This is a genomic window from Anabaenopsis sp. FSS-46, assembly GCF_029891665.1.
Taxonomy (GTDB): Bacteria; Cyanobacteriota; Cyanobacteriia; order Cyanobacteriales; family Nostocaceae; genus Anabaenopsis; species Anabaenopsis arnoldii.
The window spans coordinates 1-22,057 of record NZ_JANQDG010000131.1 but is presented as its reverse complement, the minus strand read 5'-3'; the positions used below and the strand labels follow the sequence as shown (position 1 = coordinate 22,057).

Annotated in this window: 12 protein-coding genes and 2 pseudogenes; 5 read left to right on the top strand and 9 right to left on the bottom strand. The window is 41.8% G+C overall.

What is annotated here, in order from left to right; translation table 11 throughout:
• Nucleotides 1-982: hypothetical protein (locus NWP21_RS15935; RefSeq protein ID WP_280793406.1), on the bottom strand; the 982-nt coding region annotated here is incomplete at its 3' end.
• A 407-nt stretch (nucleotides 983-1,389) separates the two neighbouring features.
• Between NWP21_RS15935 and NWP21_RS15930 the strand changes: the two genes are divergently transcribed.
• Complete coding sequence (locus NWP21_RS15930) at nucleotides 1,390-2,946, top strand: AAA-like domain-containing protein (protein WP_280793405.1); 1,557 nt, start codon at nucleotides 1,390-1,392, stop codon at nucleotides 2,944-2,946.
• Between the two features lie 23 nt (nucleotides 2,947-2,969).
• On the opposite strand, the gene NWP21_RS15925 is transcribed toward NWP21_RS15930, so the two are convergent.
• From NWP21_RS15925 to rpiA, 8 genes and pseudogenes are all read right to left on the bottom strand, one after another.
• The gene (locus NWP21_RS15925; protein ID WP_280793404.1) at nucleotides 2,970-3,761 is read right to left on the bottom strand and encodes a peptidylprolyl isomerase; all 792 of its coding nucleotides are present in this window, start codon (nucleotides 3,759-3,761) and stop codon (nucleotides 2,970-2,972) included.
• A gap of 388 nt (nucleotides 3,762-4,149) precedes the next feature.
• Complete coding sequence (locus tag NWP21_RS15920) at nucleotides 4,150-5,724, bottom strand: HlyD family efflux transporter periplasmic adaptor subunit (protein ID WP_280793403.1); 1,575 nt, start codon at nucleotides 5,722-5,724, stop codon at nucleotides 4,150-4,152.
• Between the two features lie 78 nt (nucleotides 5,725-5,802).
• The gene (locus NWP21_RS15915; RefSeq protein WP_280793402.1) at nucleotides 5,803-8,841 is read right to left on the bottom strand and encodes a peptidase domain-containing ABC transporter; all 3,039 of its coding nucleotides are present in this window, start codon (nucleotides 8,839-8,841) and stop codon (nucleotides 5,803-5,805) included.
• Nucleotides 8,842-8,862: 21 nt separating this feature from the next.
• Nucleotides 8,863-9,472: pseudogene (locus NWP21_RS15910) on the bottom strand (helix-turn-helix domain-containing protein).
• A 262-nt stretch (nucleotides 9,473-9,734) separates the two neighbouring features.
• Nucleotides 9,735-9,878, bottom strand: coding sequence for a hypothetical protein (locus NWP21_RS15905; protein ID WP_280793401.1), 144 nt, complete (start codon nucleotides 9,876-9,878; stop codon nucleotides 9,735-9,737).
• A gap of 846 nt (nucleotides 9,879-10,724) precedes the next feature.
• Nucleotides 10,725-10,997 (bottom strand): annotated as a pseudogene (locus NWP21_RS15900) (HetP family heterocyst commitment protein); the annotation flags it as partial.
• Between the two features lie 999 nt (nucleotides 10,998-11,996).
• Entirely contained in the window at nucleotides 11,997-14,423 is a 2,427-nt protein-coding gene (locus NWP21_RS15895; protein ID WP_280793400.1) for a GH116 family glycosyl hydrolase, read from the bottom strand.
• Nucleotides 14,424-14,546: 123 nt separating this feature from the next.
• On the bottom strand, nucleotides 14,547-15,257 hold the full coding sequence (gene rpiA, locus NWP21_RS15890; RefSeq protein WP_271730825.1) for a ribose-5-phosphate isomerase RpiA: 711 nt from the start codon (nucleotides 15,255-15,257) through the stop codon (nucleotides 14,547-14,549).
• A gap of 521 nt (nucleotides 15,258-15,778) precedes the next feature.
• Between rpiA and NWP21_RS15885 the strand changes: the two genes are divergently transcribed.
• The 4 genes from NWP21_RS15885 to mtnA all read left to right on the top strand — a co-directional run bounded on the left by NWP21_RS15885 (nucleotide 15,779) and on the right by mtnA (nucleotide 21,873).
• Nucleotides 15,779-16,465 (top strand): S-layer homology domain-containing protein, encoded by a 687-nt coding sequence (locus NWP21_RS15885; protein ID WP_280793399.1) that lies wholly within the window; start codon nucleotides 15,779-15,781, stop codon nucleotides 16,463-16,465.
• 100 nt (nucleotides 16,466-16,565) lie between these two features.
• Complete coding sequence (gene dxs / locus NWP21_RS15880) at nucleotides 16,566-18,473, top strand: 1-deoxy-D-xylulose-5-phosphate synthase (protein ID WP_280793408.1); 1,908 nt, start codon at nucleotides 16,566-16,568, stop codon at nucleotides 18,471-18,473.
• A 315-nt stretch (nucleotides 18,474-18,788) separates the two neighbouring features.
• Nucleotides 18,789-20,798 (top strand): cation:proton antiporter, encoded by a 2,010-nt coding sequence (locus NWP21_RS15875; protein WP_280793407.1) that lies wholly within the window; start codon nucleotides 18,789-18,791, stop codon nucleotides 20,796-20,798.
• Between the two features lie 43 nt (nucleotides 20,799-20,841).
• The gene (mtnA, locus tag NWP21_RS15870; protein ID WP_280793398.1) at nucleotides 20,842-21,873 is read left to right on the top strand and encodes an S-methyl-5-thioribose-1-phosphate isomerase; all 1,032 of its coding nucleotides are present in this window, start codon (nucleotides 20,842-20,844) and stop codon (nucleotides 21,871-21,873) included.
• Nucleotides 21,874-22,057 lie beyond the last annotated feature (184 nt).

Here is a 22,057-nt window from a genome sequence, read left to right as displayed (position 1 = left end):
TGATAGTGTCGTTACCTGTACCGGTGATAAGGTTAGCAAATCTTTCTACGTTCTTAACTACTGTTCCGTTAGAAGATGTGAATGTGCCACCACCACTATTGTCTACCACTAAGTCCGTGGTGAAGCTGCTAAAGTCAACATTGTTGATGGTGTCAATGCCTTCCCCACCATCTACACTGATTGACTCATAGCCTCCCCTGTCAATGGTGTCATTTTGGGGTGTACCTGTAATCTGTAATTTTTCTATATTACTGAAGCTTACTTGGTCATAGGCACCAGTATTATTTATGTAAGCCGATAAATACCCAACCCAGGCACCCCCACCGTACCAATCTTGAATAGTACTACCAATCCCCGCTGCGTAGGATGTGTTTCCCCCATAGTTGTTGCTGGAATAGTCGATAATTAGTAAGTCGTCTCCTTGTCCTCCATCAATATTATCTATACCACGTCCCGGATTGATGGTATCTGCTTCATCAGTGCCGGTGATATTATCATTACCCGTCCCGGTGAAGGTTGCCTGCTCAACTTCAACCAACTCACCACCTAAAACCAGAATCTTAGAATCATCCTCCGCCCTTAACCTTTTCCAACTCTCATCATCCCAAGTTTCACCTAATACCACCGCTGCAAATATTGCTCCTTCATCCCCTGGAGTATCCGCCGCATTAAAAACAAAATCTAAATAATGCCCTATTTCTTCCAACAAAACCCTAATTAAGCGTCCTGAGTCCCCATTGACTATACTTTCTGAGAGGTAAATTTTTCCCGTTTGCCCAGAAAATTCACCACTAGCCCCCTGTAGCTCAGTATCGGGGTAAACTTCTATTTGTGGTAAACTTGCCACATCCTCTAAAAACCTGGTTGATGTGATTTCAACACCAAACACCAAGGCTAATTTTTCTCCTAGAGATTCCTGAGCCGCAAAACCTGTTAACAAGTCAATCAGTTGACTAATGTCTGTAGTTGTATTTAGTAGCATAAATGGGATTAATTGCAATAATTTAAAATTGAGTTTACTCTATCCAAATTATCGTTAATTTTGATTTTCTTGAAAAGAAAATTCATTAATATAGAATTAGTAAAATATATTTTTCTTATATGTAACCCGAGGGCGATTAGTCTTCAAGGGTCTTGGAGGTTGTTTAATAAGTGTTTAACTGTAATTTTCATCACTCGCTGGACAATATCCCTGACTTCTACAAAAATTTATAGCTACCCCAGAAGATCATAGTCAGAAGTCGGGGATATGAGTAACGAATAAAAGCGATCGCTTTGGGTACTGCGTAGCGATCGCACTGGCGTTTTGTCGGTCAACAGTCAACCGTTAACAGTCAACAGTCAACAATCATAGAAGTTATAATCAAATCAACCTATACCTAAACTTTTATGACTAAATGGTTTAACACTGCTGGCCCTTGTAAGCCAAATATCCACTATACCCTACCCACCAGTGAACGGTTACCAGAGTTAAAACGCCTGATTGAGCAAGAGAATTACTTTGTCATCCATGCACCCAGACAAACCGGTAAAACCACTGCCATGCTCACCCTAGCACAGGAACTGACAGCCAGTGGTAAATACACCGCCGTGTTACTGTCCTTAGAAGTGGGCGCAGTATTTCCCCATGATCCCCTGGCGGCGCAAAATAGTATTTTAAATCACTGGCAGAATCAAATCCGGTTTTTAAAGTTACCCTTACCACATATCAATCAGATTAAGGAAGAAACGGGAATCACTCAGTTAGATTTACAAACAGTTCTCAGTGTCTGGGCGGCTGACTCTCCCCTCCCCCTAGTGGTTTTCTTAGATGAAATTGACGCATTAAGTGATGAAACTTTAATTTCTGTATTGCGACAATTACGCTCCGGTTATCCTAATCGCCCCCAAGGTTTCCCCCAATGTGTGGCGTTAATTGGGATGCAAGATGTACGTGATTATAAAGTAGCTTCTGGCGGTAGTGATAGGTTAAATACTTCTAGCCCTTTTAATATCAAGGTAGAATCTATAACCTTAAATAATTTTACCTTGGAAGATGTCAAGACCTTATACGAACAACATACCCAAGCCACAGGGCAAATCTTTACCCCCGAAGCCATTCACCACGCCTACTATTTAACCCAGGGTCAACCTTGGTTAGTCAATGCGATCGCCCGTCAAGTTACAGAGTATTTAGCAGAAGATGTGAATATCCCCATCACTGTAGATTTAATTAATCAAGCTAAAGATATACTAATTCAAAGGCAAGACACCCATCTAGATAGTTTAGCAGAACGACTGCGAGAGGATAGGGTAAAAGCCATTATTGAACCTATTTTATCTGGGGAAGAATTACCCAACACACCAGAAGATGATCGCCGTTATCTGTTAGATTTAGGTTTAGTGATTCGCAGTAAAGAGGGTGGGTTAAAGGTAGCTAACCCCATTTATCAAGAGGTAATCCCCAAGGTGTTATCCCAGGGAACTCAAGATAGTTTACCGATGATTCAACCCAGTTGGTTAACACCCACAGGGGAATTAAACCCGCAAATATTGTTAGAAACCTTTTTAGACTTTTGGCGACAACATGGGGAGCCATTATTTAAAAGTACCCCTTACCCAGAAATTGCGCCCCACTTAGTATTAATGGCATTTTTACACCGTGTAGTTAATGGTGGTGGTAGCTTAGAACGGGAATACGCCATAGGCTCCGGGAGGATGGATATATGTCTGCGTTATGGGGATGTAGTGTTAGGGATGGAATTAAAGGTATGGAAACAGGGTAAAGCCGACCCCTTACCCCAAGGATTGATACAGCTAGATAAGTATTTATCAGGACTCAATCTAGATACAGGATGGTTAGTAATATTTGACCGTCGCCCCGACTTACCCCCCATCAGTGACCGAACCACCACCGAAATAACCCTAAGTCCCCAAGGCAGAAATATTACAGTAATTCGGGGGTAGGTTTGGATTTGTTGACTGTCAACTTACCTGGGTATGCTTGATTTGAGGAGGCGATGTGATGTTGGAGTATGATTATTTTCTTTGAGATTGGCTACAATTTCCACCGAGGCTATTTGTTGCTGTAACCAATTGCTAAAAAACTCTCCCATAATTTGCAACCGCAAGTTATCATCTAACTCTGGTTTAATTATTTCTTCAACTGAGATTATATGTACTCCTTTGGGTGTAATAATGGGCTTAAGAATCTGGGGGGGAGTGGCGGCAAAAACTGCGGCTGCAATCTCGGCTCTGAAGTCAATACGGCGGCGGATTCCCTGATAACCACCAGTGCGACGGGTTTCGGGATTTTGGATATATTGACGAGCAATTTCTTGGAAACTAATTTCGCCTTCTTTGAGTGCATAAAATAGTTCTAAGGCTAAATCTTCATCATCTAATACCACTTCATAAGTTACTGCGCCAAAATATTTAGATTGATGTGCATAAAAAAATGGTTCTATTTGCTCTGCAAATAAATGATTGGCTAATTTAGAAGATGTGAGGTTGATTTTGGCTATTTCTTCCAAGTCATCTAGGGAAAGATAATGTTTTTTTAACCAAGCCCAAGTGTCTTCTGCTTTCAGTAGTCGGTGAGCTAGGCGAAGATCGTCTGCTGCTGTTTGCAGTTCTTCTATAGAAATTTCAATTCCTGCTTTATCGGCGGCTTCAGCAATGATTTTTTGGGTAGCGATCGCTTCTAAAATTCCGGGGATTTGGCAAGCCATTTTTATATAGTAAATAATTTCTTCAGCGGAAACTTCTAATATATCTGACATAGCTAAATTCCTCCAATTAATAACTAATTTTCCATTAGTTGTTGACTTTTTTCGTCAGTATCTTATTCATTATCTTTGCTTGATATATTGTTTATTGTCTCTATCTGATGGTAGTTTTAATATTTTAATTATTCACCATTGTTTATCATCTTTGTTTAAATTAAAAAATACAGATATACGCCCTATTTTTCTAGGTTTTAGACTAGACAAATAGGGGTAATATTCCATGGTAAAAATGGTGAATCTAGTCCCCTTCCCTTAATAATGGGAGGGTTATTGTGGGGTAAACCCTTTTGGTTTTCGCCGTACACAGTGGCGGGTAGAATGCACACCCCACAAGAGTTTTAGCACCAATATTTGTACCCCATTTACCTGCAAACTGCTGTAACTAAAGTTCTAGTCCCCCCTGTTGCAATTTTTTAAACGGATCTAAGATGAAATCAATAACTCGACGCTGACGGATAACTACCTCTGCGGTGGCGGTCTGACCAGGGGTTAAATTAACGCGCTGGTTAGCAGCTTGCACATAAAGTTGATCTAGGGTGATATCTAAATCATAAGTGTCTATATTGCCTTGATTGTGAGACTGAACCCTGGAGTTAGGTGCAATCCAACTCACACGCCCTGCCGTCACGCCATAATCTTGGTAGGGATAAGCATCAAACTTGATTTTCACTGGCATTCCCTCCTCTAAGAAACCACTGTGTTGGCTGGGTATCTGGGCTTTGAGAATCAATTTACTATCTTGAGGCGCAATATGGGCAATGATTTGTCCTGGTTCTACCACAGGGCCTGGTTTAGTCACAGGTAACTGAAAAACTATACCATCAATGGGCGATCGCACTACTCGTTGTTGCAGTTGAATCTGTAAGGACTGAATTTGGCTCTTAGTTTGAGCTATTTCTGTTTCCAGGGTACTAATTTGGCCGTCCATATCCTTAAGTTGTTCCTGGCTTCTGAGTAGTGCTAATTTACCGGATTGAACGACACCTTGATAACTACCTTGCTGTTCTTGTAGGCGTAGTTTTGCTTGCTGAATATCAGCTACAGCTTGATTCATAGTCGCCTGATAGCGGCTGGTTTCCTCTTTTAAACGCAGTTGAGCTAAAGTAACATCAGATTGTGCTTGTAAGTGCAAGCGTTGGCTTTCTTCTGCTGTCTTTTGTAGTTGCACAAGTTGGATTTGGGGAATTGCACCCTGGTCAAACAATTGACGATAGCGTGCAACTTCTGTCAAATCTGTGTCAAAACGATTCTTAACTAACTTTTCAGTTGTTTGGGTAGAATTAATGTTTTGGCGAGCCTGCTCAACTAAAGCCTGTCTTTCTAACTTCTGTAAGTTATACACACTCCGCCGCGCATCCAGATTTTGCTGCGCCTGACGGACTTGAGACATTTTTTCTAATTCTTGAGCTTGATTTTGTTGCTCTTGAATATTAATAGCTAACATCAATTGGTTTTGCAGCAGCTTTAATTGGGCTTGGCGATCGCGCAGTCCTTGTAACTGTGTCTGTCTTTGCTGCAATTCTGTTTCTAACACCTCAGAATCCAACTCTAGCAAAACCTGACCAGCTTTGACTATAGCGCCTTCGTGAACATTGACAGCCTTCACGGTTCCCGGAACTGCAATTCCTAACTGATAGGTCGCTCCTTGGGGTTCCAAACGCCCTCTAGCGCTGCCTGTCTCATCAATTTTCGTGAGCATCGACCAAGGTAAAATAATAGTGGTAAATCCCACCAGAAAGTACAGTAGGGAACGTGTCCAGAGTTTTGGCAAAGCATCCAGCAGTTCTTCTGTACCGTAAAACCAATCATTGGCTTGGGTTTGTACCTGTGTCTGATCATCAACAACAGCACTAGAATTTTCAACCTGGTGATTCACCCCACCCAAGCTAGAGCTCAGGGCTGAGTCTTGCTGTGATTTTGCAAGTATAGATGATAAATGTTGAGATGGGTTTGGCATAAGTAATTCAACCGTTTACTGTCCAGGAGAATTTTTCGTGGACAAATTCTCCTGTTAAATTGGCAGTTTCCCAGGTTTTTAAGCTGTTGGCGCTGTTGCTCCCAGTTGTTGCTCGTTGAGATAAAAGTAATGACCTCTTCTAGCAATTAATTCATCGTGAGTCCCGCTTTCCACGAGTAAGCCACGATCTAAAACCAGGATGAGGTCAGCATGACGCACCGTGGACAGGCGATGGGCAATAATTAGACTTGTGCGCCCTTTGAGGATGGTTTTCAGGTTATTTTGGATAATTCGCTCAGATTCCGCATCAAGGTGGCTTGTGGCTTCATCTAAGAGTAATAAGCGGGGATTTCCCAGTAAAGCCCGGGCGATCGCTAGGCGTTGGCGTTGTCCACCAGATAACATCCCCCCACCTTCACCAATTTGAGTTTCGTAACCGGTGGGTAGCAGCTTGATAAATTCATCCGCTCCGGCTAAACTTGCGGCTGTAATAATTTCCTCTAGGGTGGCTTCTGGGTGAGCAATACTGATGTTTTCCCGGATTGTACCGCCAAATAAGAAGGTATCTTGATCAACAACACCAATTTGCGATCGCAGCGATCGTAAAGAAATACTAGTCACATCTTGGGCATCAATTAATACTTTGCCATCTGTCGGCAGGTATAGCCCTAATATCATCTTCGTGAGGGTTGTTTTTCCTGAACCACTACGCCCAACTACCGCTACAGTTTGCTCAGGTAAGATTTCAAAGCTGAGATTTTCCAGGACATTAATATCACTTTCTGGGTGATAACGGAAAGTGACATTTTCAAACTTAATATGACCTTGTAACCTCGGTAAAAATTGGCGGGGTTGATGCTGTAAATCCTCTTCCGGTTCAGCCTCCAAAACATCATTAATGCGTTCGCTAGAAATAACAACTTCCTGGAACTGATTCCACAAAACAACTAACCTTTGAAATGGGCGAATGATGTTACCCAATAACATATTAAAAGCCACTAATTGCCCAATTGTCAGGTCATTTTGAATAACTAACCATGCCCCAAACCACAGCAAACCAGTAGTTACTAGAGTTTCAATCCCGGAGCTAAAAAGCTGCATTTTGTTGCTAATTATCTGCCCTGCAAAGGTCTTTTTAATCACATTGTTTAATAGCTCTTCCCAATGCCAGCGTACTGTTTGTTCAATAGCCATTGAGCGAATGGAGCTAATACCAGTAAGGGATTGAATCAGATAACTATTTTCGTTGGCTGTAGCATTAAAAGCCTCCCGATTAATGCGCCGAAAGAAAGGTGTAGCCACCAGTGCCAAAATAAAGAATGGTGGGATAATGGTTAAACTCAATAATGCCATGGGTGCACTATACCAAAACATCAACCCCACGTAGATAAACACTGTCAGCAAATCCAAGGTAATAGACAGAGCCTCTCCGGTGAGGAAGCGCTGAATTTTATAGTTTTCTTGAACCCGGGAAATAATATCACCAACGTAGCGGGATTCAAAAAAGGCTAAAGGTAAGCGGAAGGTGTGTTTAATAAAACCCACCAGTAAAGCCACGCTGATGCGGTTGGCTGTGTGATCTAGGAGATATTGCCGCAGTCCATTGATCATCACACTGAATAAGCCAAAAATCAGCAACCCGAACCCCACTGCGTTTAATGTCAGAGTGCTACGCTGCACCAGTACTCGGTCTAATAACAACTGAGTTAATAACGGTGTCACCAGTCCAAATACCTGAATGAATACCGAAGCTACAAAGACTTCTAGCAGCACTTTAGAATGGGGTTTGACTAATTCAAACAACTGCCAGAATTGTGTACTGTCTTCCTCAGTTTCTTTCAGCTGCGCTGTAGGTTGTAATAACAATGCGTAACCAGTCCAACCAGCCTTAAATTCGTCATGGGTGAGGGTGCGTTGGCTAAAGGCGGGGTCACCGACAATCACGTGCTTTTTGCTGATTTCATAGACAACAATATAGTGTTTGCCTTCCCAATGGGCGATGGCGGGTAAGGTTTGTTGTGCTAATTTATCCAAGCTGGCTTTGACGGGACGGGTAGTAAAACCTATACTTTCCGCCGCAGTTGTTAAACCCCGAAGTGTAGCACCGGTACGATTGATGTTAGCTAAATCCCGCAGTCGATTCACACTCAAGCGCTTACCCCAATAGCGGCTAATCATCACTAAGCAAGCAGCCCCACAGTCAGCAGCGCTTTGTTGTTCGAAGAATGGATACCGCTTACTTAAACGTCCCCACCAATGGCCAACTTGAACCCTGGGACTGGGAAAATAAGCTCGTTTTTGCTTTTTTTTCGGTGTGGGATCTGGTGGTGGTAATTGTGGGGTTCTCTTGGGGGTAGTTGCTTCTAGAAGAACCTCTTGGCGCTGTTGCGATAACTCAGCCAATTGCGGCCAAAATTCTAATGCTAGTTGCCAATTCGCATTTTTTAGGGTGTAAATTGTGATGGGTGGAGTCCCGCGCCAATTTTCCTGCTGGGGATGTATATAGATATTTCCCGGTGTTAATCTGCGTCCATCACTGTGCTGTAGTTCTCCGTGATGTAATAGCCAAAGTTTGGTATCTTGGAAGAGTTTAACAGGGAGTGAGTCCCCTTCTACAGTGTGAGGCTTAAATAAAGCTAGAGCTTTGAGTATATCTTCTACAGATCCGTTGTGAGGAACTAGGGCGCTTTGGCAACATAACAACAGCAAATCCCACAGTTGGGCACGTTGTCTGAGGCGATCGCCAATGCTCGGATGTTTGCGAATCGCCTCTTGTAATGAGGCTTGGGGAAAATAAGCCAGTTTTAAATTCACAGAAGCTCTAGCCACATAAGGACTAAATTCTTCTTCTGTAAATAAGGTCAGTTCGCCAAATGATGCTCCAGTTGTCAGGGTAGTAATTAAATTATTCGAGGTATCTAAAAGTCTGACCTTACCCCCAAGGACGATATATATGCCATTCGGCGCGGTTGTTGATTGCCAAAATTGCTTGGCTACTGCTGGTTGGACAATTTCCACGCCAATTAAGCATCTTTCAATTTCTTGTTCTGAGAGCGACTCACCTAAGCTTTGGATAAGTTGTTGCGCTAAGTATTCTGGGGAAAACGCTGATGTCATTTCCTGACCTCCAAGACAGAATTATTTATTGGTCTGAATCAGATTTAATGACCAATGGAAATTAGTTTCACCAGTGACATTGCAAGTCGCAAATCTTAATCCCAGCATCCTTGGGTTGCTCAGTTTCCAGTGGGTGGGAAGTTTTACGTTTGGTTGATAGTCCCATTTGTTTGAGCAAGCGATTAATGTGGCGATCGCTAATTTGAATGTTAAATTCGTTAGCTAAATGTTTGCTTAACCATTGGGCTGTCCAATAGGTAAATGCATAGCCATAATCACGAGGGCTATGGGTGACCAATTCTTTCAAGCGATCCAAATACTGAGCATTGACAATTTTAGGTCTACCGATGGGTCGCTCATTCCATTTGTGTGCTAAACCTGCTTCTGCTAAACCAATCCAGTAGCGTGCCATTTCCTGAGAACAACCTATGATTTCACAGATTTGGCTTTGAGATTTACCAACATCTGCTAACAACATAATTTCAATGCGCCGCCGATATTCTGACTGTAAATCACTTTGTAAGCTTTTGAGCAAAGCCTTTCTTTGAAAATGAGTTAAAAATTTACCTTCTTGGATGTTTTGCAGGTTATAGTTTTCCCAAGTTTCGCTTTGACTAACAGAGTGTGACATATCTATTACCAGTCATCATTTATTGAAAAGTTGGGCATTTTAATCACTTGCAGCTATACTCAAACCTCTATAAATCAGGCTTGATAACTGCAATATTAATTAGCTAGTAATTGCTAATTAACTATTTCATTGATGTATAATGCTTGGTTTTTTCCTATGCTATGGTGACCAATTGTGGGTTCTAAAAATAGTTAAAACCCACAAATTTTGACTATGGTCATCGACTCGCCATCAGAGTACTAATCAAAAATCTACCGATAAATCACGGAATTTTTCTATTTTTCCCAGTCAACACATTCTTAGTTAAAAGCTGCGCTCTTGTGGTGTGAGCCATAGCTTGTGTGGCGTAACCATAGATAGTTAGTAAGTAGTAGTAAGCAAACCTGACAAAATATGAAGCAAGCATAGCTGTTGTCTCATCTCATAAACAACAATTTCTGGTAAGATAGCTCAAACCAGTAAACTACTCACTGGCTAACCCTGATAACTTGGTGTGATATTGGTAGTGACTTCAACCAGTTATCTTGGTTGATGCTCGTCGGTAAGTAATTTGGAGTTTTTCTAGAACTCCTATTTTGAGGATGTTACTGTTAGCTTTTATGCTAGCCATACAGGTTGATATATCAACCTCAAGACATTTCAACTGGTTTTTTTTCCATTACCAAAAATGTGGTGTAAACTTGTCCCATAAAAAAATGGAACCTAGAAGCAGCTAAGGTCAGGTTGTGAATACAAATCTACTTACCAGACTAGCCTAATATTAGCTAATATCTCATCAGCAGATTTCGATTAATCTGAAAAATAAGTCCAATAAAAAAAGTGACAGTTTTTCAATCTCTTGTCTTAACCTACTGTTATCCTTTTAGAAATTTTCTTAAATACAGTCAAGGGTTTTGAGAAAAAAAGTTAAATCTTTACTCAACATCGATTATATCTTTAAGTGAAATTAATAATTAATTTTGTCTGGAAGAAATTTACAGATTTATTGAATTGCGGACATAAAATATGACTTTTCAATCTATAGTGTATACTTCTAGATTCAAATGTGTGTCAAGTAAATTTGACTCAAGAACGGATTATAAAAGTTCAATTATATCTGTGCATCTATCTTCGGCAAGATAAAGATATATTTATCAGTATCTATTTTTTCTATTTCAAGTATCCATCCCTAGGATGAAACTTGTAGTGGTGAGTATTTACCCAAACCACTACCATGAATTTCGCTTGTTTGTTTTTGCAGCACCTCAAGTTAAGCAATGTCTTTCATTTTACTTAAACATCTAGATGAAGGATTAATATTGGAACTTTCATTTTTTATATTTTGATTACGGGTATTTTCCTTGAGTAATCGATTGTAGGTTCGATAGGGAATGTAATGTAAAGGATTGTAACCAACTATACGTAGCATTAAAACACAAGCCCAGGAATACTTACCAGCAATAATCGCTTCTACTATTTGATCAAATTGTTGAGGATTCATTGGTTTACTGAAGTTGTTACTAATTCCAGAAATATCTTGATTCATGCTTTTACTCCTCTCTCATGAAACTAGTCTAAATTAATTGTTTTTTCTTTGATTTCAAATTTTAATTTAATTTACTTCAGGGAAGAGAGTTATGTTAACAGGTAACTGTAATGCAATTGATAATAGGTTTAGTTTTTACATTTCCAGTGAACATAAACAAGATAAAAAGTTGCTGTAAGTAAATTACTTATTCTAGAAGTTGAGATTTTATAAAAAGCTAAATAGTAGTTGAAAAAAACATCTACCGATTCCATCTGTAAACTTCTTCCTTAACTTGAGATTTCCACTGCATTTGACATGATGTTGCTTTTGATCAACTGACATTAAGCTAAAAGTCTGTTCATCGCTTAATACCGATATTACTAGATACAGTTTTCAAGTTTTTTGTATCTTATAACTGTTAATTTAAATAGCTTTCCCTGGTCACTTAATTATGTATCTTTTAGCTCTAGCTTTCAGAGCATTGTCGTTAAGTAAATTTCATTTCCTGGTATTTTTTTGACATGGGTATTTGATAAACAGATATGATATGATTCAGCACTAAGATCAAGATCGAAGATAAACAGTTGGTCATAGGGAATTTATTCCCATGTGTCGAATGGTTGAATTAAAAATTGATTAATTCTTTATATTTTGGTAGATAACAGTTGCTATCCCTAAGTATGGGAAATCTTTTTTAACCCTAGTTATATGTTCTTTTGGTTCATGGAATACCCGGAAAATAAAACCAAAAATTCCAGATAGTCAGTTATTAAGCTGGAGACAGAATAGCATCCAACCCATTATGGTAAAACATCTGTATGTTTTTTTATGTATTTTTCGTTACCGATTAAGTAAAGCTGGGAAAAGACAACTTGAGGCTGTGGGGTGATTCACTATCTTCGGTTAATCACATTGAATAACAAATCTTTACTCATGGGAGTAAAATTGTTGGGCTGATATGATATACTATCAATAACAGCAAGGTATTAATTAATATATTTATTTGAAAAATAAGTATTATTGGTCACTGTCTTCTTTGGCAGTAATAACTAGGTAAATTGCCCAAATAGCCATAGCCCGCAGATAAGTACTAGCCCGGAAGGTACCAGATGCGGTGATAGCTTCAGGGGTGCGGAACTGTAAGCCATTCTGGTAAATTTGCCTGACCACAGAAGCTGTTAACTTCAAACCTTCATCCTGCATCCCCATTTGGACGAGAAAAGCCGCCAGACCAAAGTTAATTCCTGTCCAAACTTCCAGGGGATGGGTAGCATTGGGGTTTTCTGGTGAACCGTCAGGAAGAACACCATTAGCAGCACCAAATTCACCATGACCGAATTTGAGGAAGCAAGCCTCATAAACAGTTTGTAAGGCAGATAAAGCGCGATCGCATGGTACAATGTCCGGCAATCCCAATAAACGGGCATAAAACTGTCCACACAACTGGTCAGCCATCACCACATCCGAACCGCTCCGACTATCTAACCTAAAATACTTACCATTCCAAAGTTTTTCTTGATACACAGGCATAGACTGGGTTAACCAAAGCTGATACCTAGCTCTTAACTCCTCTGTTTTCTCTGTACCTCTGTGGTTGTTTAACAAAATATCACAAATAGCGATCGCCGCCTCCAAAGCCGCCAACCACAGACCCCCACAATAAGCACTCACACCTTGTAAACGCCAATCATCAAAAGTTTGGTCAGGTGCGCCAGAATTTTCAGGAATCCCATCACCATCCAAATCAAAAGCCTTGAGATAGTCGAGGGTCTGCACAATTCCCTCCCAACAATCTACTAAAAACTGCACATCCTCAGCACCTGTGAGCAAAAAATCCCGGTATACTTGTAAGACAAAATCACTACCCAAATCCTTCCACAGATTACAGTCTTGATAACAGGTATAATTAGTTTTTTCCCAAACGTGCTCATTAGGTGCGCCCAAATCATGGGGTGTTGCCCCGGACACTTTGCGAGATGCGGTTGTTTCCTCTGCTCCAATGGTATAATAATACCCGATCACCCGCTGATGAGTATCACTCTGGGGAATTGCTCTAGCAAATGCTCGCATCACTGATTTTTCTAGTTCAGGAAACAGGACTAATAGCCCAAAGGAGCCATACAAGCGCACATCTAGACTTTCATACCAGCGATAGTCTAAGCACTCCAGCACCGCAAACTGACCCATGGGGTCAAGTTCTGAAGCTGCACTCCACAGAGTTCCGCCGCTGGTTAGGTCATATAGCTCATTAAATAGAGCCATTTTCAACCAGTCTGGTAGGTCTTGGCGGTCAATAATTGGCTGTTGCCAGGCTTGAATTTTTTTATACCAGGTTTGATATTCTGTCAGGGCTGTAGAGGCGATCGCCCCAGCATGATTACCACTCCGACCAAAAAAATCTGTATATCTGCGGTAATAGTTAATCCCCGCTGCAAATTCTGTTACCGGAAAGTCCCAAGACACAACAAAGGGAATTGCTAAACTTTCTCCTGGTTGCAGAGTAAACCGGACTGCGATCGCTACCCCTATTTGTGTATTTTCTAATGCAGGAGTTGTATCTTGATAATTAGGCAAAGAACCATCTACAGTAAAGCTTTGCCATACATCTTCCCCCGTACCCCCCGGTTCCCAGCGAGTATGGTAAAATACTTCTACCATGGGATGTTTAATGGTCGCAATACACCAACTCCCATCACCTTCTCCTACTGAATCATCACCACTTACTTGGCTACAAATACAACTGAAATATTCTGTGTTTTCTGCTATAAAATTGTAATTACCTTGACTCTTACCTAAAAGTGGCTGATATGCATAAACCGGACTACCATCATCCCGTATTCTCACTTCTGGAGACTTCAGCGCATTAGTAAACCAGCCCACCATATTTTCCCACGTGAGCATAATACTTAAAGTTATAGGTGCATTTGTGGGATTATGAGCATTCCAATGAAAAATTGCTACAGGGTAGCTAGTTTCTTGATAATTCTCTGCCCAAATTGGGGAAAACTGCTCACAGGTTAACTCGGCTTGAAATACATTTTCGTAGACAAACCAACTCCGGGGATATAGGGCGTGATAAGTTCCTGTTTCCTGTGTCTGTGTGGATGCTGGATACCATTTCCACTCTGGGAGACTAGAATTTTCTGGTGCTTCTGTAGCCAAAGCGTAAGCTTGAGAAAATTTACCATCGGACTCAAACACACTAAATTGACAACCGGGGATATTTTGAAACGTATGTTCACCGCCGTCAATATGCCACAGATTAAACTCTCCTCGTGAAGATCGTCCGATACAACCCGCACCAAAGCCACCCAAAGGCATACCGTGCCATGGTCCATCATCAATATTACTAGCATAACGGACGGTATAGGGCTTCTCCCAACCCAAACCGATGGGACGACTCCAAGTGCAAGGAGGAATTACCGAGGATATCAGTTTTGTCATGACCTGATTTTACCAGGTTGCTTTATGCTCAGGAAGCGTAAGTAAATGTGTAATTTATATTAAGTAATTAACCCGGAGGACATGGGGAAGAGGTAATTATCTCCCCGACTCCCCATGTTAGCCTTAAAGTTGTCGTACTAAAGGCTGACCGTCTTTAACTTCGCCCACTAAAACTACATCTGCACAGTTGACAAAGATCCCATTTTCCAAGACACCGGGAATATTATTCAGTGTTTTTTCTAAGGCAACAGGGTCATCAATAGAATCAAACCTGACATCTAATACCATATTACCTTGGTCTGTAATGACCGGTCCTGCCTTTTTTACACCCATGCGGAGTTCAGGTTTACCACCGAGTTTTTTAATGGCGTTGGTAACAGGGGTAATAGCCATCGGTATAACTTCTACCGGTACGGCGAAAGAAGAACCCAAGCGGGTTACTAATTTACCAGCATCTACTACAACGATAAATTGATTTGCCAGGTAGTCTACTACCTTCTCGCGGGTATGGGCTGCACCACCGCCTTTAATTAAATTTTTGTTGGGGTCTACTTCATCAGCCCCATCAATGGCAATATCAATATGGTCAACAGCATCTAAGGTGGTCAGAGGTACGCCGTATTCTTTGGCTAGGACTTCTGATTGAAAAGAGGTAGGAATACCCACAATATCTTTAAGTTCACCAGATTTGAGGCGATCGCCTAAAAACTGAATTGTATAAGCTGTGGTTGACCCTGTACCCAAACCGACAATCGAGCCTGATTTTACCAGGGCGGCCGCCGCCTTGCCAACTTCTTGCTTCATCAACTTCACGGGGTCTGCTGTTGCACTCATCCCAAAACTCCTGAAATATTGACTAAATGGTCTATCACGGCCGACTATACTACATCCTAGTCAATTCCCAATTCACTCAGGCAAAATTCCCCATCATTTCCGCAAGCCACATGATTTATAGACCACAGGTTATAATATTTATTTGGTTTGGGTCTCACAGTTAATTCACAATACAATTACTTAGTTATTTGTTGCAATGGTTACTTACTTATGATTTCGGACATTCAGGGTTAAATTCTCAGTATCCACTGCTAGCGTAGGCACCCTCAAGCAGTAATGACTAGTGACTAAATTAATCAAAACCAGGTCAAGTTTCATGAAATTATAATTAGCAAAATCGTACATATACCTTAGTACAAAATGATTGATTGACTAAAACCACCCGACTAGTTATTGACTGAAAATCATGGCAACTTAATCAATTAAAAATGCGTCAACCAACCGCAGAGAACATTTTGAGACTCACCCAACCAGGTGATGCTCTCAGCTATTTATAGATGCAGAATAGCCCAATTAACATCATGAGAAATCAGCGAAACTTGCTAGCTACTCTTTCCTTAGTATTACTACTACACAACTTAACATTAAGCGTAGCCAGAGCAGTAGAACCTAGTGATAACTTGCCATCCCCAGCAATTCAACAAGTGATTGCAGCTAAGTTAATGGCCAATTCACCAGATGGCAAATTTTATCCAGAAAGGATGATAAGTAGGGCGGAATTGGCGGCAATTTTAGTGAAAGTATTTAACCTAGCTCAAAGGGAAACAGTTAAAGGACGAGAGGTTAAAAATATCCCAGATGTTCCTCCCTCCCATTGGGCGTTTAAGGACATTCAGACAGTGCTTAAAACCGATATTATGAAAGGATATCGGGGTAATTTATTTTTCCCTAATCAAAGGGTGACCAGGGCAGAGGCGTTAGCGATTTTTGCCCAAGCTTATGGTGTATTTCAGTTTGGTGACGACATCGTAAATGAAATACTTGATCAGCATCCAGATGCAGAATCAATTCCAGTATGGGCTAGGAAAGCGATCGCCACAGTAGTTACCGAAGGATTGATCAACACAGACGACCAAAATAACATCTTACCATTACGGCCTATGACCCGTGGAGATATGGCGTATGTATTGAGTCAATATTTACAAAGACAGCAACCACAACTAGAAATGTCACTCACACCCGACGTGATCGCACCTACAGAAAAATGACCAGCGGAATAATTGTGACTAAATCATTCCAGAGACATCCCCACCGTGGGAAAATTAAAAAATGATAGAAGTAGAGTTTAGAGAGGAACACCCCATAAATATGCATCTGAGTGAAATCACCCATCCTAACCAGTTGCATGGTTTGTCAATCCGGCAATTGCAACAAATCGCCCGCCAGATCCGAGACAAGCACCTACAAACCGTAGCAACAAGTGGGGGACATCTAGGGCCTGGTTTAGGAGTTGTAGAGTTAACACTAGGACTTTACCAGACACTGGACTTGGATCGGGATAAAGTCATTTGGGATGTAGGACATCAAGCTTATCCCCATAAACTAATTACCGGAAGATACAACAACTTTCATACCCTCAGACAGAAAGATGGCATTGCAGGCTATCTCAAGCGGTGTGAGAGCAAATTTGATCACTTTGGTGCTGGACACGCTTCTACCAGTATTTCCGCCGCACTGGGTATGGCTTTAGCGGCAGAATTGAAAGGAGAAAAATTTAAATCAGTAGCCGTAATTGGTGATGGTGCTTTAACTGGAGGAATGGCTTTAGAAGCCATCAACCATGCAGGACACTTACCTAAAACTAAACTGCTAGTTGTTCTCAACGACAATGAGATGTCCATCTCTCCCAACGTCGGAGCAATTCCCCGTTACCTGAATAAAATGCGCCTCAGTCCACCGGTGCAGTTTATCACAGATAATTTTGAGGAACAGTTTAAACAGATTCCCTTTGTTGGTGAATCTTTATCTCCCGAACTCGGACGCATCAAAGAAGGAATGAAGCGTTTAGCAGTTCCCAAGGTAGGCGCAGTCTTTGAAGAACTAGGTTTTACTTATATTGGACCAGTGGATGGTCATAACTTAGAGGAGTTAATTGCTACCTTCCACCAAGCCCATGAAATGACAGGGCCGGTTTTGGTGCATGTGATTACCGTTAAAGGCAAAGGCTATGAAATCGCCGAAAAAGACCAAGTAGGCTACCATGCCCAAAGTCCATTTAACCTGACCACAGGGAAAGCTATTCCCTCTACCAAGCCCAAACCTCCCTCCTATGCCAAAGTCTTTTCCCACACATTAGTTAAACTCGCGGAACAAAACCCCAAAGTTATTGGGGTTACAGCTGCAATGGCTACGGGAACGGGTTTAGATAAACTCCAGGCTAAACTACCCAATCAATATATCGATGTGGGTATCGCTGAACAACACGCCGTTACCCTATGTGCCGGTTTAGCCAGTGAAGGAATGCGCCCTGTGGCGGCCATTTACTCAACTTTCCTCCAACGGGCTTACGACCAGATCATTCATGATGTTTGTATTCAAAACTTGCCTGTGTTCTTCTGTTTAGACAGGGCGGGAATTGTCGGTGCCGATGGCCCTACCCACCAAGGTATGTATGATATTGCCTATCTGCGCTGTATTCCTAATATGGTGATGATGGCACCTAAGGACGAAGCGGAACTACAACGCATGATGGTAACTGGTATTAACTATACCAGTGGACCAATTGCCATGCGCTATCCCCGTGGTAACGGCTACGGTGTTCCCCTCATGGAAGAAGGCTGGGAACCTTTAGATATCGGTAAAGGGGAAATCCTTCGTCACGGCGATGATGTTTTAATTATCGGCTACGGCACCATGGTACATCCTAGTATGCAAGTAGCACAAATACTCAGTGAACATGGCATCGAGGCAACTGTGATCAATGCCCGTTTTGTCAAGCCCTTGGATACAGAATTAATTGTACCCCTGGCCAAGCAAATCGGCCGCGTTGTTACGTTGGAGGAAGGCTGTGTTATGGGTGGTTTTGGTTCTGCTGTGGCCGAAGCACTACTAGATTCTGATGTTGTGGTTCCTGTCAAGCGTATTGGTGTACCCGATATTTTAGTAGACCATGCCACACCGGAAGAATCTAAGGCCGAATTAGGTTTAACTAGTCGTCAAATAACTGAAAGAGTTATGGCTGCTTTCTTTCAAAAGCAAGCATCTAATGTTATCTAGGGCGATAGGGACTGATATCATCTCCGGTTAATCAACATGACATGATCAAAACTAACTGCATTGATTAATTAATCAGGTGAGGATAACTCACCTTTTTTTCGCATCTTGATTCTGTATTGGGACTGACATCAATCAGATAGTAGCTACTGACCTTCTAAAATAGAACTTACGCAAAAGTCACCGAAGAATAAACCACCAGAGGCACAGAAGAAACGGAGAAATGAGAGTTTGACGGGTATTTTGCGTAAGTGATGTAAAATCCAGATGCGATCTGCTTGCAGCAGCGATCGCGCTATCGCAACCCTAGGACAGGATATGAATAATTTATTAATGACTACCCTGATCTCAACACCCATCAAAGACCCAGTACCGGTATTTCTGATGATTTTGGGGATTATGCTCATCGCTCCCCTGTTATTTGAGAAAATTCGACTACCTGGCATTGTGGGGTTAATTTTGGCTGGGGTTGTAGTCGGTCCCAATGGCCTGGGATTGTTGGCACGAGATAACACAATTATACTACTGGGTACAGTAGGTTTATTATTTCTCATGTTCATGGCAGGTCTGGAAACTAGCCTGGATGACATGAAATACAACGCTGATAAGGCGGTTATCTTTGGATTAGCTACCTTTCTAGTACCTATGATTTTAGGTGCTGCTGCCATGGTGTCCATCGGCTACGATTTATTGCCAAGTATTCTTGTGGCATCATGTTTCGCTTCTCATACTCTTCTAGCATTACCTATCGCAAGCAAACTGGGTATTATGCGATCGCAGGTAATGACTACCACTCTGGGGGGGACTTTAATCACCAATATTCTGGCACTTTTAGTATTGGCGGTGGTGGTGAGGGCACATGAAGGTAATTTAACCCTGGGGTTCTGGCTATTCCTAATTCCCTCACTGATTACCTACACTTTTCTCACACTTTGGGGACTTCCCCGTGTGGGACGCTGGTTTTTTCAGCGCTTTGGACACGACGAAGGGGCAGAGTTTACTTTTGTTTTAGCTACTTTGTTTGTGGTTTCCTACGGAGCACAATTAGTCCAAATTGAGCCAATTATTGGGGCTTTTTTAGCAGGGGTTGCTATTACTCAACTAATACCTCACCTCAGCCCCCTAATGAATCGGATTCAATTTATCGGTAATACCCTGTTTGTGCCATTTTTCCTGATTTCTGTGGGGATGTTGGTAAATCCCCGGATTCTGATTCAAGAGCCGCGATCGCTGCTAGTATCGGGTGTCATGGTGACTGTTGCCATTATTGTCAAGTTCATTCCGGCTTGGGGTGCTGGTAAGTTATTTGGACTGAATTTTGACAATATTATGGTAATGTTTGGGCTGTCTGTGGCTCAAGCTGCTTCCACTCTCGCGGCTATTACCGTTGCTTATAAAATCGATTTGGTTGACCAGTTAACTGTGAATGGCACCATCGCCATGATTTTAGTTACCTGTGTTGCTTCTCCTTGGATTACAGCACAGTGGGGACAAAAACTTAACCAGGGAGAACTCACTAGTCAAAAAGCCAACAACCTCAACATAGGCGATCGCGTTTTAGTCCCAGTTGCTAACCCCAGCACTGAGGATAATTTGCTCCAGTTGGCAATTATTCTCGCAAAATCTGCAAAAGGGACTTTGTTACCCCTACATATTTTACTAGAGAAAAATTCCATCATTTCCCCAGAGGATAAGACTAGACAAAATCAATTATTATCCACTGCCGAAATGATTGCTCATGCTGCTGTTACCAAGGTTACCACCATTGGTCGCATTGATGAATCAATTGATAAAGGTATTGCTCGTGTCGCAGAAGAACAACAAGCTAGTGTGATTATTTGCGGTTGGAAGGGTTACTCAACTTATCAAGAAAATTTATTTGGCGGTGTGATTGACAAGATTGTTAATCGCAGTTCAGTCCCAGTTCTAGTAACTCGGTTTCCATTACCAATTGAGCATACAAGGCGAGTATTTTTAGCGTTCACCACCCAACAAACTTACGCGACTTCTTTTGGGGCAAATATCCAATTAGCCAAAGCCCTAGCCACGGAACTCAAAGCATCGCTACAACTATTACAAGTGGAACCAGTACGAGAAACCACTGTGCAACCTACAGATATTCCAGCACCTCCAGACACACCAATTCAAAAGGTGCGTGGTAATTTTGTGCGTCAAGTCTCTCGATTACTCAAAACTAACGACCTATTGGTGTTAAATGGGACTGTTGAGCAAAAAAGTCAACTATTTTCACTTCTGGGTTATGCACCAGAAGTCATCGCTCGTAATCAACCCCAAGTAGCCATGATTATCGCTTATTTTCCCCAATAGGCACCAGGCTTATACATCCCCACCATCTTCTTAATTTTCTCCCATGCTTTACCCCGTTATTTGGCAGAATAATTCCGTTTCCCTAATTGACCAAACTCGCCTCCCTAATGAGTATACTGTCGTCCAAATTCACCGCAGTGAAGACATGGCGCAGGCGATTAAAACTATGATTGTTCGCGGTGCGCCAGCTATTGGTGTCGCGGCCGCCTATGGGATCTATCTTGGTGCAAGAGAAATTGAGAACCAAAATCACCACGAGTTTTTAGAACGCTTAGAAAAGGTCGCCGATTTGTTGCGTTCTACACGCCCCACAGCAGTTAATTTATTTTGGGCTATTAGCCGCATGATGAAAACTGCTTATGAAACTCTAGGAACTGTCACAGAAATTACACAAAAGCTCTGGGAAACAGCCGAAGCTATTCATGCTGAAGATTTACAAACCTGTCACGCTATTGGTGACCATGGTTTGGCCGCATTACCCCCAACCCCACAAAAGCTGACAATTCTCACTCACTGTAATGCGGGGGCGTTAGCTACTGCTGGCTATGGTACAGCATTGGGTGTTGTGCGTTCTGCTTGGAAGTCGGGACGATTAGAACGTGTCTTTGCTGACGAAACTCGCCCCCGTTTGCAAGGGGCAAAACTTACGGCTTGGGAATGTGTTCAAGAAGGTATTCCAGTTACGGTAATTACTGATAGTATGGCTGCCCATTGTATGCAACGGGGTTTAATTCATGCTGTGGTGGTGGGTGCTGACCGCATTGCTGCTAATGGTGATACTGCTAATAAAATTGGTACTTATAGTGTGGCGATCGCTGCTCAGGCTCATCATATACCTTTCTTTGTTGCGGCTCCCTTGTCTACTGTGGATTTTAGTTTACCCGATGGTAGTAAAATTCCCATCGAGGAACGTCACCCAGGGGAAATATACCAAGTTGGCGATACTATATTGACACCAGGGGCTGTTGATTTCTACAATCCGGCTTTTGATGTTACCCCAGCTGAATTAATTACAGCCATCATTACTGAAAATGGCGCATTTCCTCCTGATAAATTGGTAAGTTTCAAATATTAATTAGAGGATCTTTGTCAAGTCATGATTAGTGTATCAACTATTGTTTGACCCCACCCCCTTCCTTACAAGGGTAGGTTTTTAATATGATCTGTGAAGGCAAGACTACCGAAGACAAGGAAGGAAAGTGGACAAGGAAGATTTTATCCGGACAATGGTCTTTTAATGGGCTATTTTTCTTACTAAG

Coding starts and splice junctions, on each gene's coding strand:
- NWP21_RS15930 (WP_280793405.1), top strand. CDS start 1,390: ATGACTAAATGGTTTAACACTGCTGGCCCTTGTAAGCCAAATATCCAC.
- NWP21_RS15925 (WP_280793404.1), bottom strand. CDS start 3,761: ATGTCAGATATATTAGAAGTTTCCGCTGAAGAAATTATTTACTATATA.
- NWP21_RS15920 (WP_280793403.1), bottom strand. CDS start 5,724: ATGCCAAACCCATCTCAACATTTATCATCTATACTTGCAAAATCACAG.
- NWP21_RS15915 (WP_280793402.1), bottom strand. CDS start 8,841: ATGACATCAGCGTTTTCCCCAGAATACTTAGCGCAACAACTTATCCAA.
- NWP21_RS15905 (WP_280793401.1), bottom strand. CDS start 9,878: ATGCTTGCTTCATATTTTGTCAGGTTTGCTTACTACTACTTACTAACT.
- NWP21_RS15895 (WP_280793400.1), bottom strand. CDS start 14,423: ATGACAAAACTGATATCCTCGGTAATTCCTCCTTGCACTTGGAGTCGT.
- rpiA (WP_271730825.1), bottom strand. CDS start 15,257: ATGAGTGCAACAGCAGACCCCGTGAAGTTGATGAAGCAAGAAGTTGGC.
- NWP21_RS15885 (WP_280793399.1), top strand. CDS start 15,779: ATGAGAAATCAGCGAAACTTGCTAGCTACTCTTTCCTTAGTATTACTA.
- dxs (WP_280793408.1), top strand. CDS start 16,566: ATGCATCTGAGTGAAATCACCCATCCTAACCAGTTGCATGGTTTGTCA.
- NWP21_RS15875 (WP_280793407.1), top strand. CDS start 18,789: ATGAATAATTTATTAATGACTACCCTGATCTCAACACCCATCAAAGAC.
- mtnA (WP_280793398.1), top strand. CDS start 20,842: ATGCTTTACCCCGTTATTTGGCAGAATAATTCCGTTTCCCTAATTGAC.